This window comes from Epilithonimonas tenax DSM 16811 (genome assembly GCF_000428485.1).
In the GTDB taxonomy this organism is placed as follows: Bacteria; Bacteroidota; Bacteroidia; order Flavobacteriales; family Weeksellaceae; genus Epilithonimonas; species Epilithonimonas tenax.
The window spans coordinates 25706-41742 of record NZ_AUAA01000010.1 but is presented as its reverse complement, the minus strand read 5'-3'; the positions used below and the strand labels follow the sequence as shown (position 1 = coordinate 41742).

12 protein-coding genes are annotated in these 16037 nt (G+C 39.5%); 3 read left to right on the top strand and 9 right to left on the bottom strand.

The annotated features are described in order from the left end of the window. The first annotated feature begins 291 nt into the window (after positions 1-291). Positions 292-1173, top strand: coding sequence for a cupin-like domain-containing protein (locus F564_RS0106795; protein WP_028121959.1), 882 nt, complete (start codon positions 292-294; stop codon positions 1171-1173). A 172-nt stretch (positions 1174-1345) separates the two neighbouring features. Here F564_RS0106795 and gdhA read toward each other — a convergent pair whose 3' ends face one another. From gdhA to F564_RS0106780, 3 genes are all read right to left on the bottom strand, one after another. Beyond that, the gene (gdhA, locus tag F564_RS0106790) at positions 1346-2704 is read right to left on the bottom strand and encodes an NADP-specific glutamate dehydrogenase (RefSeq protein WP_028121958.1); all 1359 of its coding nucleotides are present in this window, start codon (positions 2702-2704) and stop codon (positions 1346-1348) included. A gap of 182 nt (positions 2705-2886) precedes the next feature. After that, a complete protein-coding gene (dprA, locus tag F564_RS0106785; protein WP_028121957.1) occupies positions 2887-3993 on the bottom strand; it encodes a DNA-processing protein DprA in 1107 nt (368 codons plus the stop codon). 31 nt (positions 3994-4024) lie between these two features. Next, positions 4025-4798, bottom strand: coding sequence for a rhomboid family intramembrane serine protease (locus tag F564_RS0106780; RefSeq protein WP_028121956.1), 774 nt, complete (start codon positions 4796-4798; stop codon positions 4025-4027). 143 nt (positions 4799-4941) lie between these two features. Between F564_RS0106780 and F564_RS0106775 the strand changes: the two genes are divergently transcribed. Next, on the top strand, positions 4942-6051 hold the full coding sequence (locus F564_RS0106775) for a DUF3078 domain-containing protein (RefSeq protein WP_028121955.1): 1110 nt from the start codon (positions 4942-4944) through the stop codon (positions 6049-6051). A gap of 27 nt (positions 6052-6078) precedes the next feature. Continuing rightward, positions 6079-6984: a DUF3078 domain-containing protein gene (locus F564_RS0106770; RefSeq protein ID WP_028121954.1), complete on the top strand. Its 906-nt coding sequence runs from the start codon at positions 6079-6081 to the stop codon at positions 6982-6984. A 35-nt stretch (positions 6985-7019) separates the two neighbouring features. On the opposite strand, the gene msrA is transcribed toward F564_RS0106770, so the two are convergent. From msrA to F564_RS0106735, 6 genes are all read right to left on the bottom strand, one after another. Then, entirely contained in the window at positions 7020-7583 is a 564-nt protein-coding gene (gene msrA / locus F564_RS0106765) for a peptide-methionine (S)-S-oxide reductase MsrA (RefSeq protein ID WP_394330629.1), read from the bottom strand. 183 nt (positions 7584-7766) lie between these two features. After that, the gene (locus tag F564_RS0106760) at positions 7767-8738 is read right to left on the bottom strand and encodes an ROK family protein (RefSeq protein ID WP_028121952.1); all 972 of its coding nucleotides are present in this window, start codon (positions 8736-8738) and stop codon (positions 7767-7769) included. A 338-nt stretch (positions 8739-9076) separates the two neighbouring features. Next, complete coding sequence (locus F564_RS0106750) at positions 9077-10282, bottom strand: PepSY-associated TM helix domain-containing protein (protein WP_028121951.1); 1206 nt, start codon at positions 10280-10282, stop codon at positions 9077-9079. A gap of 51 nt (positions 10283-10333) precedes the next feature. After that, positions 10334-12490, bottom strand: a complete 2157-nt coding sequence (locus F564_RS0106745) for a TonB-dependent siderophore receptor (protein ID WP_028121950.1) — start codon at positions 12488-12490, stop codon at positions 10334-10336. 143 nt (positions 12491-12633) lie between these two features. Next, positions 12634-15705 (bottom strand): preprotein translocase subunit SecA, encoded by a 3072-nt coding sequence (gene secA / locus F564_RS0106740; protein ID WP_028121949.1) that lies wholly within the window; start codon positions 15703-15705, stop codon positions 12634-12636. 100 nt (positions 15706-15805) lie between these two features. After that, the gene (locus F564_RS0106735) at positions 15806-16027 is read right to left on the bottom strand and encodes a DUF2795 domain-containing protein (RefSeq protein ID WP_027382805.1); all 222 of its coding nucleotides are present in this window, start codon (positions 16025-16027) and stop codon (positions 15806-15808) included. Positions 16028-16037 lie beyond the last annotated feature (10 nt).

Genomic DNA, 16037 nt, shown 5'->3' with positions numbered 1-16037 from the left:
GTCATAATGCAAGCGCCCACCTGAGTCATTTTCTCAGAAAATTTTTAAGTGGCGATGCCCTTGTAATTATTGTATCACTAAAGTATTAGTAAAAAAACTTTACAGAATGTTACAAAGTTTTTATTGGAGTTGTAAAAATTGGAAAAGTCAAACGCAGAGACTGTTTTATATTGGAAAGAATTATTAAGAAAAAGGCCGTAAACCATTTATAAAATCACATTCATTAATTTAAAATAATTATAGAGAAGGAGCGTAAAATTTAATAAATTTGTTCCTTAATATTAGATTAACATGGGAGTTATTTTAAAACCAATTGATATTGTAGATGATATTAGTAAAGAAGATTTTTTTGAAAAATATCTGAAACCACGCAAGCCAGTTGTCATCAAAAATATGGCGAAAAACTGGCCGGCTTATCAAAGATGGACGATGGAATATATTAAAGAAGTGGTGGGAAATGTGACAGTTCCTTTGTATGACAGTGCCAAAGCCGATCCTGCTGCTCCTATCAATACGCCCACGACGGAGATGAAATTTGCTGATTACATCGATCTCATCCAAAGAGAACCTACAGATCTCAGGATTTTCTTTTTTGATCCTATCAAGCACGCACCAGATATCCTGAAGGATTATATTTCTCCAAAGGAATTGATGGGTGGTTTTCTCGACAAATATCCCAGTATGTTCTTCGGTGGGAAAAGTTCTGTGACTTTCCTCCATTATGATATAGATCTCGCACATATTTTCCATACCCATTTCAACGGGAGGAAACACGTTTTGCTTTTCGAGCAGAAATGGAAAGACCGTTTGTATTGTCTTCCTTATGCCACGTATGCTTTGGAAGATTATGATATAGAAAATCCAGATTTTAAAAAATTTCCAGCACTTGATGGTGTAGAAGGCATCGAGTGTTTTCTGGAGCACGGTGACACACTTTTTATGCCGACAGGCTGGTGGCACTGGATGAAATATCTGGATGGCAGTTTTTCATTGTCTCTTAGGGCCTGGGACAAAAGCTGGGGTGTAAAAGCCAATTCGCTTTGGAATCTTACGGTACAAAGAGGTTTTGATAATTTTATGAAAACCAAATTTAAGGGTCAATATATGACCTGGAAAGAGAAAAAAGCCGTTGAAAGAGCCAATTATGCTTTGAAAAGGGGATTGCCGAAGTGATTAAGATCAAATTAAAAATCTTCAGTTTCGGAGAGACTGATTTTTTTGACTGATTGGGTAATAATTCTAATAAATTTATACAAAAAAGCGATCCAGATTCTGGATCGCTTTTACTTTATAATAAAATTAAAATTCTGATTTTACTTTATAATTCAAAATTTATAATTGCAATTTAAACTACGCCTTGCGCCAGCATTGCTTCAGCCACTTTTACGAAGCCTGCGATATTAGCACCTTTCACGTAGTTAACGTAGCCGTCTTCTTCTTTTCCGTAATCTCTACAAGCTTTGTGAATGCCAATCATGATTTCTTTCAACCTTGCATCTACTTCCTCAGAAGTCCAGTTGAGTCTGATAGAGTTTTGTGTCATCTCCAATCCGGAAGTGGCAACACCACCAGCGTTAGACGCTTTTCCAGGAGAGAACAATACTTTATTATCCAAGAAATAATTGATGGCGTCTAGGGTAGAAGGCATATTAGCAGCCTCGGTCACACAAAGACAACCATTGGCAACGAGCGTTTTTGCATCTTCCAGATCTAGTTCGTTTTGGGTGGCAGATGGGAAAGCAATATCACATTTCACTTCCCAAGGTCTTTTGCCTGCAAAGAATTGAGCTTCAGGATATTTGATCGCATAATCTTCAGCTCTGTTGTTTCCGGTTGCTCTAAGTTCCAGAAGGTATTCGATTTTTTCACCAGAGATTCCGTCTTTGTCGTAGATGTAGCCATCAGGACCAGACATCGTTACTACTTTTCCGCCTAGATCATTGATTTTTTTGATAACGCCCCAAGCCACATTCCCAAATCCGGAAACGGCAACCGTTTTACCAGCAATTGTTTCGTTGATGGTTTTCAGCATTTGCTCAGCAAAATAAACCACACCATAACCAGTTGCTTCCGGACGGATTAATGATCCACCGTAAGCCAAACCTTTACCAGTCAATACCCCTGTGAATTCGTTTCTGATTTTTTTATACATTCCGAACAGATAACCGATCTCTCTTGCACCAACGCCGATGTCTCCTGCAGGAACATCCGTCTCTGGGCCAATATGTTTGCAAAGCTCAGTCATAAATGCCTGACAGAAACGCATCACTTCCATATCGGATTTCCCTTGTGGGTCAAAATCAGAACCTCCTTTTCCACCGCCCATTGGCAATGTGGTCAAACTATTTTTGAAAACCTGCTCAAAAGCCAAGAATTTCAAAACACTAAGGTTCACCGTTGGGTGGAATCTGATTCCTCCTTTGTATGGTCCAATGGCAGAGTTCATCTGGATTCTAAATCCTCTGTTCACTTGGATCTCACCTTTGTCATCTATCCAAGGCACTCGGAAAATGATGACTCTTTCCGGCTCAGCCATTCTTTCCAGAAGCTTCATTCCGGTATATTCTTTTCTCGTCGCAATAAAAGGAATTACGGTCACCGCAACTTCTTTTACAGCTTGGATAAATTCGGGTTCGTTAGGATTTTTGGCTTCGATTTTCGCCATAAATTCCTGAATCTTTTCTTCAACGTTAAATAATTCCATTGTGTACAATTATGACAACAAATTTAATTTCTTTTTCGAATTTCGCAAGTAATATTTTGATTTTTATCGAAAATTTAATGATATTAATTAAGTTTTTTGCTTAATGTATAATTACGTCTTTTGTGTTAACAATTTTTGAAATTAATATTAAATTACTTCAAGTTTTCGAAATGACGGTTTGCTCAGTTTAATTGATATAGTCTGCCGGAAAGACATTTGATATAGCCATATATTTCGAGATCAAGTAAAATAGGTAAAAGTTTGTGGTGCAGAATGTCCGTTTTTTCAGCTAATTCGTCCAGAGAAATGGACTTGTTTTCAGTCATTATTTCTAAGATTCTGTGGTGGTCTTTTTTGTCAGCATCGATGGTGATTTTTTTTTCTTCTATTGGGAATAATTCGGGTTGAGGTGTAAAATTGAGATTCTTGACCAACGTTTTGATATCAATAATGGATTCAGCTTTGTTATTGGCAATCAGATGGTTGCAGCCTTGGCTGTAGATGTCGGTGATTTTTCCGGGCAGTGCAAATACATCTCTGTTGTATTGGTTTGCAGCAGTTACGGTAGTCACAGATCCGCCACCATAAGCTGTTTCTACGACAATCAGGTGCGGTGAGAATCCGGCAATGATTCTGTTCCGTTGTAAAAAGTTTTCTTTCGCCATTCCTTCAAATGATGCATATTCTGTCATTAACGCGCCATTATTTTCTAAGATTTTGTTGGATAGATTTTTATTAGAAGCGGGATAGATTTTGTCCAGACTTTGGGCTAATATGGCAATGGTGGGGATTTCATTTTTTAGGGATTCTTCGTGCACACAAGAATCTGCACCTAGAGCCAATCCGCTGATCGTACACACTTTAGAAGTGCATAATTCCGAAGTCAGATCCTGAATAAAATTTTTACCATAAGCCGTCATTTTTCTTGTCCCAACAATGCTGACTGGATTGCAATCATGATTCAAATTTCCTTTGTAAAATAAGATCATTGGCGCGTCATCACAATTCAGAAGGTGTTTCGGGTAGAGATGGTCTTCTTGCGAAATGATGTGGATGCCGTGTTTTTCGGAAAATTTCATTTCTTTCTCAGCAGATAGCAACAAATCTTTGTTTCCGATATTCTGAATGCTGCTTTTCCCGATTCCGGAAATTGAGATCAACGCTTTTGGAGAAGATTGCCACACGGATTTTGCTGATCCAATATGTTTTATCAGCTTTTTTAGATTGATGTTGCCAATGTTTTTGCACTGTTTTAGCGCAAGAGTGTAAAGGTATTCTTCGGACTTCATAAGGTCATTTGTGGAATGACCAATTTATAAATTATTTTTCATTTTTCCGGATCTCGTCCAGATATTCCCAAATATTTTGTTGCTTCAGTTGTGGTAATTCCTCAAAATCCTCGGGGTGATTCTGGATATACTCTTGCCACATCTTGTCATCCCGCTCATTGTAATATTCTGGATATTCCCAAATGTATCTTATTTTTTTGTCGCCATATTTTCTGAATATCAATGCCAGAATAATCCCTGTTATGCTTCCTGCAAGATGTGATTGCCAGCTGATTCTACTGGGTTCCTGTAAGTTAGAAAAGAATTCTTCCGGAAAAATCCCCCAGATCAGACTTCCGTAATACAAGGCGACTACCAGTGAGACCGTCAGCAATTTCATATTCCAACGGAAAACGCCACTGAAAAAGGTAAAAAATGCCAGCATATAAACCAGTCCGCTTGCACCAATGATGCAGCTGTAATTCCATTTGCCCGTGATGATATCAATTGGCGGCAGCATCCAGACGAGGAGCCCGGAAGCAATCCAACCGATGAGAAATATTTTGAAAGCGATTTTTGGATAAAATTCAAACAGTAAAAATAAGAGAACAGCAATAGGCATAGAGTTGCCGAGAATGTGATCCAAATTCCCGTGTAGCAAAGGCGCAAAGATGACCCCGCTCAACCCTTCTGGCACAAGTGGTATGATGGCACCGTAGCAACCTCCGAAAAATCCAAGATTCTGAAGCAGAAAGAAAATCCACATCACTGTCAGCATCAGGATCGGAACCAAAAAGGATTTTAAATGAAAGTTTTTCAAAAACATGGATTTGAGAATCACAATTATACAGCCATTTTGAGGAAAAGGTAATTTTGTCTGCAAAAAAAGATGCATTAATTGCGAATTTGGTTATAAAGTCAGATTTTTAAAATTTAAGATTTCTTATTTTTGTGAAAAATTTGTTATTAATGAAAAAGGTATTGGTGATTTTTGCGGTTGTGATGGTGTTCTTTTCTAAGGCTCAAGTTACTGATTATCAGAAAATGATTGATTCTATTGCGCAAAAAAGATGGGATTCTACAGCTTTGGATATTGATAGTTTGGCAAATCCAAGAATCGTGGATATCAGATCTTTAAAAAGAGACTCTATTCAGCTTTCTCATAATACCATCATAGTTTCAAATACGGAGGACACAGGTCCTCTGACGCCGTCTTCCATCCTTACCTTGCCAACGCTGAAACGCTGGTTCTTCTTTGGGCAGAACAGTTTGATTTTCAATCAGTCTTCATTTGCCAATTGGTATGCTGGTGGGAATAACAACATTGGAGTTATCGGAAAAGTCAATTACAATATTGTTTACAAAAAGAACCGCCATTATTTGGATAACAACATTCAGTTGGGTTACGGTTTTGTCTCTTCTACGGGGCAATCTACCAGAAAGACAGATGATTACATCAATATTATGACCAATTATGGTTATGAGTTGGCGCAACATTATTATTTGTCAACAGGTTTCCAGTTCCTGTCACAGTTTACGCCAGGTTTCAATTATTCTACGACGCCGGATCCCGGTTTTGATGACAGGATTTCCAAATTCTTGGCGCCAGGTTATCTCAACGTGGGTCTTGGTTTTTCCTATAATCCCAATGATAATTTCCAGATTATCGTCCGACCGTTGAATGGCAAATTTACCTTCGTTCTGGATGAGAAACTCCAGACCAAAGGCACCTACGGTTTGGAAAGAGATGGGCAAAGTATGAGAGCGGAGCTGGGAGCTATGGTCAATATTCTTTACAAGATTAAAATATACAAGGACATCACCTATGTCAATCAAATCAACTTCTTCAGCAACTATCTGGAGCATACAGAAAGGGTTGATATCAATTACAGCGGCTCATTGAATCTAAAATTCAATAAATACATCTCCGGCGTTGTGACTATTGATATGATGTACGATCACGATCAGATCCAGAAATTGCAAAGAAAACAGACCCTTGGATTCGGGATTACTTATAATCTTGGCTATAAAGTCGATAGAGATACTACGACAGGTGTTATCAAGCCTTTTGTCAATTAAAACCTTAATTAAATATAACACACAATGATGAGAAAAATTCTTTTTGTTGGAAGCATTTTGTTAGCTTTCAATGCTTATGCTCAGGATCAACCTGTTCAGGATACCGTAAAATCATGGTCTGTGGTGGGCCAAAACACCCTGATGGTCAACCAATCTGCTTTTTCCAACTGGGTGGCGGGAGGTGCAAATAATGTCGGCTGGCAAGCTGGTGTGAACTATAATCTCACGTATGAGAAAGACAGAGACTTGTGGGAAAACATCATCATCCTGGGTTATGGGATGAACAACACACAAGGCGTTGGGAACAGAAAGACGCAGGATGTGATCAATCTTTCTACCAATTATGGGCGAAAAATATCAGGGAATTGGTATGCATCTGCAGGTGCAGGATTGATTTCTCAGTTTGCTCCCGGTTATAGCGATGGCAACAATCCGGAGGCTGAAAAAATCTCCAATTTTATGTCGCCAGGTTATCTCAGTGTTGGAGCCGGTTTTACGTACAAACCAAATGATAATTTCACAATGACTTTGCGACCGGCAAATGCGAGATTTACTTTCGTAATGGATCAAGATCTGCAATGGGCGGGGAATTATGGACTTAAAAACGATGGCGATTCTATGCTTTTCCAGTTTGGATTCTTGGGAACGGCACAATACAAGGTGAAGCTGATGGAAAATATTACGTTGCAGAACAATGCTTCGGTTTTCTCAAACTATCTGGATCATCCGGAGAGATTGGTGTTGTCTTACGGCGGGATTCTTAATCTAAAGGTTAATCGATTTATCTCTACAAATGTCACTTTGGATCTTTTGTATGACCACAACCAGATCAAGAAAACACAGTTGAAACAGACGCTTGGAATTGGTCTTGCCTATCATATCGACAATGGAAGAAAAAGAACTGATGATAAGCGCAATCAAGGTTGGAAATAGATAGTCTTAATAGATCACAAATAAAAAAGTGGAGCTTATTGCTCCACTTTTTCTTGTAACCAACCCAATTCTCCAAAATGTTTTTTGAATTTTTGAATCTTTGGTCCAACTACAGCGCTGCAGTAAGGCTGATTTGGATTGGCGTTATAATAACCTTGGTGATAAGCTTCTGCGGACCAGAATTTTTTAAAAGGAACGATCTCTGTGACGTATTTTCCATTCCATTCGCCTTTGGCTTCAGACGCTTTCATAGATTCTTCAGCTTCTTGTTTTTGCTGGTCGGAATGGTAGAAAATAGCAGATCTGTACTGTGTTCCGATATCATTCCCTTGTCTGTTTAGAGTGGTAGGATTGTGTAAGAACCAGAACACTTCCAGCAATTGCTTATAAGAAATGATCTTCGGATCGTAAACCACTTCTATAACTTCTGCGTGTCCCGTAGTTCCGGCAGATACCTCTTCATAAGTAGGGTTGTCCTTCTGCCCGCCAGAATAACCTGATGTTACAGATTCTACACCCTTCAGCATATGGAAACAACTCTCCACACACCAAAAACATCCGCCTGCCAAAGTGGCATATTCCAAATTGTTTTTATCCATTTTTTGATTTGTTAACGGTTTTGATTTCTTTTCCTGCCCGTTGCAATTGACCAGAAAAAGACTAAGAATGATTAATAAATAGCGTTTCATTTTTGAGCAAGAAAAATCCTTTGATTTTTCTCATTTTTAACAGCAAATATTATTCCTATTAAAAAGCAACATCAAAGGATTTCTCTATAACAATTATTTATTTTCCCAGACCAAAGCACTTGCGCCAAGAATAGCAGCATCCGCTTCGTCTAGTTCACTGAAAACCAATTTCACTTTTGAACGGAAAATCGGTAACAGATTTCTTTCCATATGAAGTTTTGTCGGCTTCAGAAGAAAATCACCGGCTTTTATCACACCACCAAACAACAAAATGGCTTCAGGTGAAGAGAACATAACGAAGTTGGCCAAAGCTTCTCCTAATTTCTGTCCTGTATATCTGAAAACTTCTATCGCTGTTGGGTCGCCTTTTTTGGCACATTCGTGAACCGTTTTAGAATTGATCGTCTCTTCAGGATATTGGTTCAGCATAGAATCGGGAAATTCTGCACGGAATTTCTTTGCCGTAATGGCAATTCCTGTAGCAGATGCGTACGCCTCAAGACTCCCTTCGGAACCGGTGCTCCAATGTTTTCTTCCGCCTGGTTTTACAACTGTGTGTCCCAGTTCTCCGGCAAATCCGTCGTGACCGTAGATCAAGCTTCCGCTGGCAACGATGCCGCTTCCAACGCCCGTCCCAAGTGTGATCATGATAAAGTCCTTCATCCCTCTTGCTGCGCCAAACATCATTTCTCCAAGTGCTGCTGCATTAGCATCGTTGGTCATTTTGCAAGGAACGCCAAATTTCTTTGTCATCAATTCTGCAAAAGGGACAACACCCTTCCAAGGAAGATTGGGCGCTAACTCTATCGTGCCTGTGTAGTAATTTGCATTGGGTGCGCCAACGCCAATTCCGTCAAGAGTGGTATTTTTGGAAACTTGATCAATCAGAGGTTTGATGTTCACAGATAAAGCTTCTATAAAATCTTCTACCTGTTTGTAGTCTTCGGTTTTTATGCTTCCTTTTGCGAGGATTTCCCCGCGGTGGTTGACCAAACCAAATTTGGTATTGGTGCCGCCAATATCTATACCTATGGCGATTTGTCGTGATAAATCAATTAATGACATCGATCAAAATTTTTAAGTCCCTAAATTTAGAAAAAAGGTTTTTAATATTCGGTAAATATTAATTTAAATTTAATTTGAGGGGGATGAAAAATAAGCAACTTGTACTGAAAATTACTCTAATCAGACGAAGTGAATGTTTAAATGTCATCGAAATGATTTCCCCAACCGTAAAGCACGTCGTTTTCACGAAATTTCCTAAGCATTTTTCCGCCCTTTGGCGTTGGGGAAAAGAAAATATGTCTTGAAAATTTTACTTTTTAATTATTTTTAAACAGACGCTGATAGGATGTGTTCAAATTAAGAAAAAACCCGAATGGTAAATTCTGGTTTAACATCAATTATTTGATCTGAATTTTCTTTCTACGTCCCCACCAGATCATAAAACCGGTAATCGGCATCGATGCAATGATAAGGCTGACGATGAAGGCGATGATCTTGGTAGGCAAGCCTAGGATGGCGCCCACGTGAATGTCATAATTGGCGGCGACTGTTTTTTCACCAAAGTTCTTGTCTTCTGGATCATGCGTGTGAAGCAGTTCGCCAGAATTCTCATCAAAGATCAGGCTGCTGCTTTTGTGATAAGAATAGGAAAGATGCTTGACATAAACCTCGAAATTCGGATGTTCGTGATCATCCAAATGCGGATGACCAAGATCCAGACTGAAACCAAAAGCTGTAGGATAAAGTTCTTTCACTTTGTCTGAGATCTTATCCAAAGTACGGTGTGTCCTCATCTCGATTGGTGCTTTGGTGGTGATCTTAGAAAAGTCCGGATAAGCCGTTTCACCTCCTGAAAATGCATAGTAGATCATCGCCTGCACTACAAAGAATGCATAAAATAATCCGGTAATTGTAAGAATCAAAGCGAAAATAGAGGAGTAGAATCCCAGGACATTATGAAGGTCATAGTTTTTCCTTTTCCATCTGGTGGTGTTTTTCCACTGGAAAGCGAAACGCTGTTTTCGGGCCGCTTTGTTTTTTGGCCACCAGAGGATAATTCCTGAGATAAGCATTATCAGGAAAATCACGACCGGAATCCCGACAACATAAGTGCCCCAATCCTGCTTCAAAAGGAAACTCCAGTGGATGGATTTTACGATGGCAAAAAATCCGTTTTTCTCATCATAGGTCTGTAAAACTTTCCCGGTGTAAGGGTTGACATACGCTACTTTATAGATGGGAAACTCATCAAAATAATTCCACTGGTCTGGCTGATGCTCGTACCAATAGAACTGGTAGGACATTGTTTTGTCAATGGGGACGTTTACCCAATGGATCGGGTATTTCTCCTTGGTCTGGTGATTTACCAGTTTTTCCATCTGGCGGATGGGCAAGATTTGCTTTTGGTCAATATTCTGCTCATTGTGGTAGATGTATTCTTTTCGGGAAAAGTTTTCTACCTCGTCCTTGAATACGAATAATGCGCCGGTGATAGCAATGATAAAGATCAATGTACCAATGGACAAGCCAAACCACAGATGTAGTTTGGCTGTCCAGATTTTGAAGGAACCCGGTTTCTTTTTATGATGGTGTTTTTTCCTCATGTGCTCAATTGGAGTTTCTGAAAATTAAAAAAAAGTTTTTTTTGATCTCAATTAAAACTTGTATGCGATTGACATTCTCCAGTTTCTTGGAGCGTTGTAGATCCAGGCATATGAGCCATCGTCAGATCTATAACCACTGTATAATTTTCTGTTGAGCACATTATTTAAAATCAAATTAATGTCGAATTGTTTTGCCACATAAGAAATCCCAAAGTTGGTATCGAAATAATCTTCTAATCTTTGATCATACTTTGCGCTGGTTCCAAACCAAGATTGTCGCCCACCTTGGTATTGATAACCTGCGGATATACCGAATCCGTTCAGTAATCCAGTTCCAAATCTGTAGCTTAACCAAGTGTTTTGTACGTTTTTAGCATTGCCGGGAGATTGCTGTCCTATTCTTGTGGCGTCATTATCTTTGATAGTTTTAGCATCTGTATAAGCGTAATTGATGATCACATTAAGACCATTGACAATTTCACCTTTGATATCAGCTTCGAATCCTCTGGCTCTTTGCTCTCCGGTCGCTAATGAGAAGCCTAAGTTAGGATGTGCGGTATCTGATGTGAATATATTTTGTCTTCTGATTTCGTAAACGGCAAATGTAGAATTCCATTGACCGCCAAACCAGTCTTTTTTCATACCAACTTCCAGATTTTGACCTTTAAAAGGCGTTGTAAGCGGCTGTCCTGCCATACTGGATTCTGAATATTGTATGGCTGACTGTGGTGCAAATGTTTTATCAAAGACACCATAGACAGAAAAGTCATCGTTGACAGAAAAGCTTGCGCCAACTCTAGGGGTAAACTCACCTGCGGTATCCGGTGTAACTGTACCTAAATTGGGATAGCCTGCATATGTTTTACCGTTTGTATATCTGCCCGCTAAGGTAAGGCGAAGTTTGTTGTCGAAAAGTTCGATTTGATCCTGTGCATAGTAAGAGGTATATTTTACACCTTGGTCATTATAGTAAGGAGCTGCAGTATTTAAGGTATAAAAGTCATCCGACGGCAGCGTTGAAGGATCTACACCATACAGCGGATTGTGAATGTCGATCGGATAAACGCCTGCTCCGTAGCTGGAGAAATCGGCATTGTATTTTCTGTCTCCATAATCAAAACCAGCAATGATTTTGTGGACGATATTTCCTGTTTTCACACTACCTCTCAGGTAAGTCTGGAAAATATGATTTTTCCCGATAGCTTGCCAGTTGCTCAATGTTCTGTTGAATACATTGCTATTTGCGGTATCGAATGATCCCCACCAAGAGCCACCATCATAGTTCAAATCCATAAAAGCGTATTGCGTGCTCCACGTCCAATCACCAAATAGTTTCTGATCTAAACTAAGAAATAAACTTTGATCCTTTACTTCAGTTTCTTTGAAGTTCTTGTCGTTATAGTTGGTGTGGACACCTAGTGTTGCATAGCCATCATTGGACATTAGGTAAGCGCCGGGCTGTGAGAATTTTAAATACTGGTAGTTGTACTGTGCTGTGAAAGTTGTTGTTTTGGTAGGTCTGAAAGTGAGAGACGGAGCAACAATAATTTTTTTAGTCTTATCATTTTCCACCCAAGATCCATTCGTACTTCCCATAAGATTCAATCGGTAATCCAGAACACCATCTTTGACAATAACACCATCCAAGTCGGCTTCACCCCTGAAAAGATCATAACTTCCTGTTGTGAATCTGACAGAATTCTGGAATTTCCCGGTTGGTTTTTTCGTAACGATATTGTAAAAACCAGCAGGATCTCCCATAGAGCCCATAAATCCCGCAGGCCCTTTTACAAACTCGATTCTGTCTATGATAGAAACATCCGGATTGATCGGTCCCCAAGTTGAGGTGACGTTCATTCCGTTCATATAAGTTGCAATGCTGGCGCCTCTCATAAATACGTTGGAATAGACATTGTCCCAATGTTCTACTTTTCTAGCACCGCTTACGTTTCTGACAATGCCCTCGGACATATTTAAGGTGATCTGATCTGCTAAAACCCGTGCACTGATAGATTGTACGTTTTGTGGAAGTTCTAGGATAGGTGTTTGCAAACGCAAAGAGCCAGAAACTTCGTTTAATTTATATTTTTGATAGTATTTTCCCTGGAGTACTATCTCATCAATATCACTTGACGTAATCGTGTCATTCTCCTGAGAATAAGCAAAAGTGGACACTAGGACCACTGCACATACAATAACTTTCTTCATTGCTAGAATTAATTTTAGCAAAGGTATTATTTTTATTTATTCTAAATTAACAAACTTGATGATTTTTATCACGCTATTTAGAATTAATATAAACAAAAAACCCGTTGAAGACCAACGGGTTTTGCTTTGTGTATGTAATTTTCTTATGCAGGGATCTCTCCTTTGTATAAGAATGAAACGATTTCTTTGTTCACTTTTTCTACCATTTCGCTGAAAAGGAAGAACGATTCTTGTTTATAGATTACCAAGGGATCTTTTTGCTCATAAACTGCACCTTGGGAAGAACGACGAAGGTCATCCATTTCTCTCAAGTGTGTTTTCCAGTTTTCATCAATGATAGACAGAGAAATATTTTTTTCAAAATCTGTGATCAGGCTATCACATTTAGATTCATAAGCTTCTTTAAGATCTGTTACGATGGTCATGGTTTTGATACCATCTGTGAAAGGAACCTGGATCATTTTGAACATAGAACCTTGGTTGAGGAATACATTCTCAATAATAGGGTAGGCTTTCTCTTTCAGTAGGTTCAGTCTGAGATCGTAGTCTTCTTTTGCTGCTTTGAAAACAATATCCGTCAACGCAGGAATCTGAGTGCTGGCAAATTCAGATTCGGTTACAGGAGACTCCATGGTGAAATATTTAATGATATCGAATTCGAAATCTTTGTAATTTCCAGTGGCTTTGGACTGAGAAACAATCGCTGCAGCCGTATCGTAGATCATATTCACGATGTCGTACTTCAAGTGATCGCCGAACAGTGCGTTCTTTCTACGTTTGTAAATCACGTCACGTTGCTTGTTCATCACATCATCATACTCCAACAATCTTTTTCTGACACCGAAATTGTTTTCCTCTACTTTTTTCTGAGCTCTTTCGATCGATTTTGAGATCATAGAATGCTGAATGACTTCACCATCTTTATGTCCCATTCTGTCCATCATTTTCGCAATCCTTTCAGATCCGAAAAGACGCATCAGGTTATCTTCCAAAGAAACATAAAACTGAGAACTTCCCGGATCTCCCTGACGGCCTGCTCTACCTCTCAACTGTCTGTCCACACGGCGGGAATCGTGTCTTTCTGTTCCGATGATCGCAAGACCACCGTTGGCTTTTACATCGCCTTTCAGTTTGATATCCGTTCCTCTACCTGCCATATTGGTTGCAATGGTTACAACACCTGCGCCACCGGCTTCTGCTACGATTTCTGCTTCCTTCTTGTGAAGTTTCGCATTCAGTACGTTGTGAGGGATTTTTCTTAAGCTTAATGCTTTTGACAACAATTGAGAAATTTCTACGGAAGTAGTACCCACCAGAATAGGTCTTCCGGCTTGTACCAGTTTTTCGATTTCCTCGATTACTGCATTGTATTTTTCACGATTGGTTTTGAAAACCAAATCTTGTCTGTCATCTCTTTGGATCACTCTGTTGGTAGGGATTACAACCACATCCAATTTGTAAATCTGCCAGAATTCTCCAGCTTCTGTTTCCGCAGTTCCGGTCATCCCAGCCAGCTTGTTGTACATACGGAAGTAGTTCTGCAAAGTAACCGTTGCAAAGGTTTGAGTTGCTGCCTCGATCTTTACATTTTCTTTAGCTTCTATCGCTTGGTGAAGTCCGTCAGAATAACGTCTTCCTTCCATGATACGGCCTGTTTGCTCATCTACGATTTTCACCTCGCCGTCAATTACCACATATTCATCATCTTTTTCGAATAATGTATAAGCTTTAAGCAATTGATTTAATGTGTGAATACGCTCAGATTTAATAGAAAAATCTCTGTACAATTCTTCTTTCGCAGCAAACTCTTCTTCTTTAGATAGGTTTTTCTTTTCTATATCAGCAATTTCGCTTCCAATATCAGTCAAAACAAAGAATTGCTGATCCTCGTTACCGGCAGACATATATTCTACACCTTTATCTGTCAGATCGATTTGATTATTTTTTTCATCGATGACGAAATAAAGATCTTTGTCCACAATCGGCATATCACGGTTGTTGTCTGCCATGTACTGGCCTTCTACTTTTTGTAGCAACGCACGATTTCCGCTTTCTGACAAGAATTTGATCAATTGTCTGTTTTTCGGAAGGCCTCTGTAAGCTTGTAGTAATTTGAAACCGCCTTCTTTGGTTTTTCCGGCAGCGATTAATTTTTTAGCTTCATTGAAAAGAACTGAAACCGCTTTTTTCTGCACTTCAACAATTCTGTCAATTGATGGTTTCAAAACATCGAATTCCTGTCTGTCTCCTTGTGGCACCGGACCAGAAATGATCAATGGTGTTCTGGCATCATCTACCAAAACAGAATCCACCTCATCCACAATGGCAAAGTTCAATTCTCCCTGAACTAATTCAGTTGGAGAAGTGACCATATTATCTCTCAGGTAGTCGAAACCGAATTCGTTATTAGTTCCGTACGTAATGCTGGATTGGTATGCTTTTCTACGTGCGTCTGAGTTCGGCTGGTGAAGGTCGATACAGTCAATCGTCATTCCGTGGAATTCGTACAATGGTCCCATCCAGGCGGAGTCACGCTTCGCCAAATAGTCATTCACAGTTACCACGTGAACGCCACGGCCAGGAAGCGCATTAAGATAAATGGGCAAGGTTCCCACAAGCGTTTTACCTTCGCCGGTTGCCATCTCTGCGATTTTCCCCTGGTGAAGTACAACACCCCCGATAAACTGCGTATCATAATGCACCATATCCCAAACAACGGGCGTTCCGGCAGCATCCCATTTGTTTTTCCAAACGGCAGTGTCGCCTTCCAGAACTACAAAATCTTTCGTAGCAGCCAATTCGCGATCGCGGTTTGTAGCTCTCACACGGATTTCTCCGTTTTGGGCAAGACGTCTGGATGTTTCCTTTACCAAAGCAAAAGCCTCCGGAAGAACTTCAGCAAGGACTTTTTCTTCTACCTCGTAAGACTCTTTTTTCAGCGTTTCGATTTTGGTAAAAAGCGCTTCTTTCTCGTCCACATTGGTTGAGTCTTTTATTTGCTCTTTAATCTGTTCTATTTGGGTGGTAAAATTAGCAGTGGCAGATTTTATCTTATCTTTAAATTCTGCGGTTTTATCTCTCAGTCCATCATCGGATAATGATTGGATCCCAGATTCTACTGTTTTAATTTTTGCGACAACTTTTTTTACTTCTTTAAGATCTTTTGCATTTTTGTCTCCCAAAAAACTTTTAAGAACGGTATTTAAAAAACTCATAATTTGCTATTTGCGGTTTGCACTTAGCTTTTGGCTAACTGCGTTATTTTATTTAAAAGAACGATTGGCAAAAGGCAAAAAGCCAAAAGCCAAAAGCACGTTAGTATTCGTCTTCGTTCCAGAGGTAATCCTCGTCTGTAGGATAGTCGCTCCAGATTTCGTCTATCGCATCATAAATTTCTCCTTCGTCCTCGATGGCTTGCAGGTTTTCTACAACTTCCATAGGTGCTCCGGTTCTGATGGCGTAATCAATTAATTCTGCCTTGGTCATCGGCCAAGGTGCATCACTTAGGTAAGATGCTAATTCTAATGTCCAATACATAATTTAAATT

Coding starts and splice junctions, on each gene's coding strand:
- F564_RS0106735 (WP_027382805.1), bottom strand. CDS start 16,027: ATGTATTGGACATTAGAATTAGCATCTTACCTAAGTGATGCACCTTGG.
- secA (WP_028121949.1), bottom strand. CDS start 15,705: ATGAGTTTTTTAAATACCGTTCTTAAAAGTTTTTTGGGAGACAAAAAT.
- F564_RS0106745 (WP_028121950.1), bottom strand. CDS start 12,490: ATGAAGAAAGTTATTGTATGTGCAGTGGTCCTAGTGTCCACTTTTGCT.
- F564_RS0106750 (WP_028121951.1), bottom strand. CDS start 10,282: ATGAGGAAAAAACACCATCATAAAAAGAAACCGGGTTCCTTCAAAATC.
- gdhA (WP_028121958.1), bottom strand. CDS start 2,704: ATGGAATTATTTAACGTTGAAGAAAAGATTCAGGAATTTATGGCGAAA.
- dprA (WP_028121957.1), bottom strand. CDS start 3,993: ATGAAGTCCGAAGAATACCTTTACACTCTTGCGCTAAAACAGTGCAAA.
- F564_RS0106760 (WP_028121952.1), bottom strand. CDS start 8,738: ATGTCATTAATTGATTTATCACGACAAATCGCCATAGGTATAGATATT.
- F564_RS0106775 (WP_028121955.1), top strand. CDS start 4,942: ATGAAAAAGGTATTGGTGATTTTTGCGGTTGTGATGGTGTTCTTTTCT.
- F564_RS0106770 (WP_028121954.1), top strand. CDS start 6,079: ATGAGAAAAATTCTTTTTGTTGGAAGCATTTTGTTAGCTTTCAATGCT.
- F564_RS0106780 (WP_028121956.1), bottom strand. CDS start 4,798: ATGTTTTTGAAAAACTTTCATTTAAAATCCTTTTTGGTTCCGATCCTG.
- F564_RS0106795 (WP_028121959.1), top strand. CDS start 292: ATGGGAGTTATTTTAAAACCAATTGATATTGTAGATGATATTAGTAAA.
- msrA (WP_394330629.1), bottom strand. CDS start 7,583: ATGGATAAAAACAATTTGGAATATGCCACTTTGGCAGGCGGATGTTTT.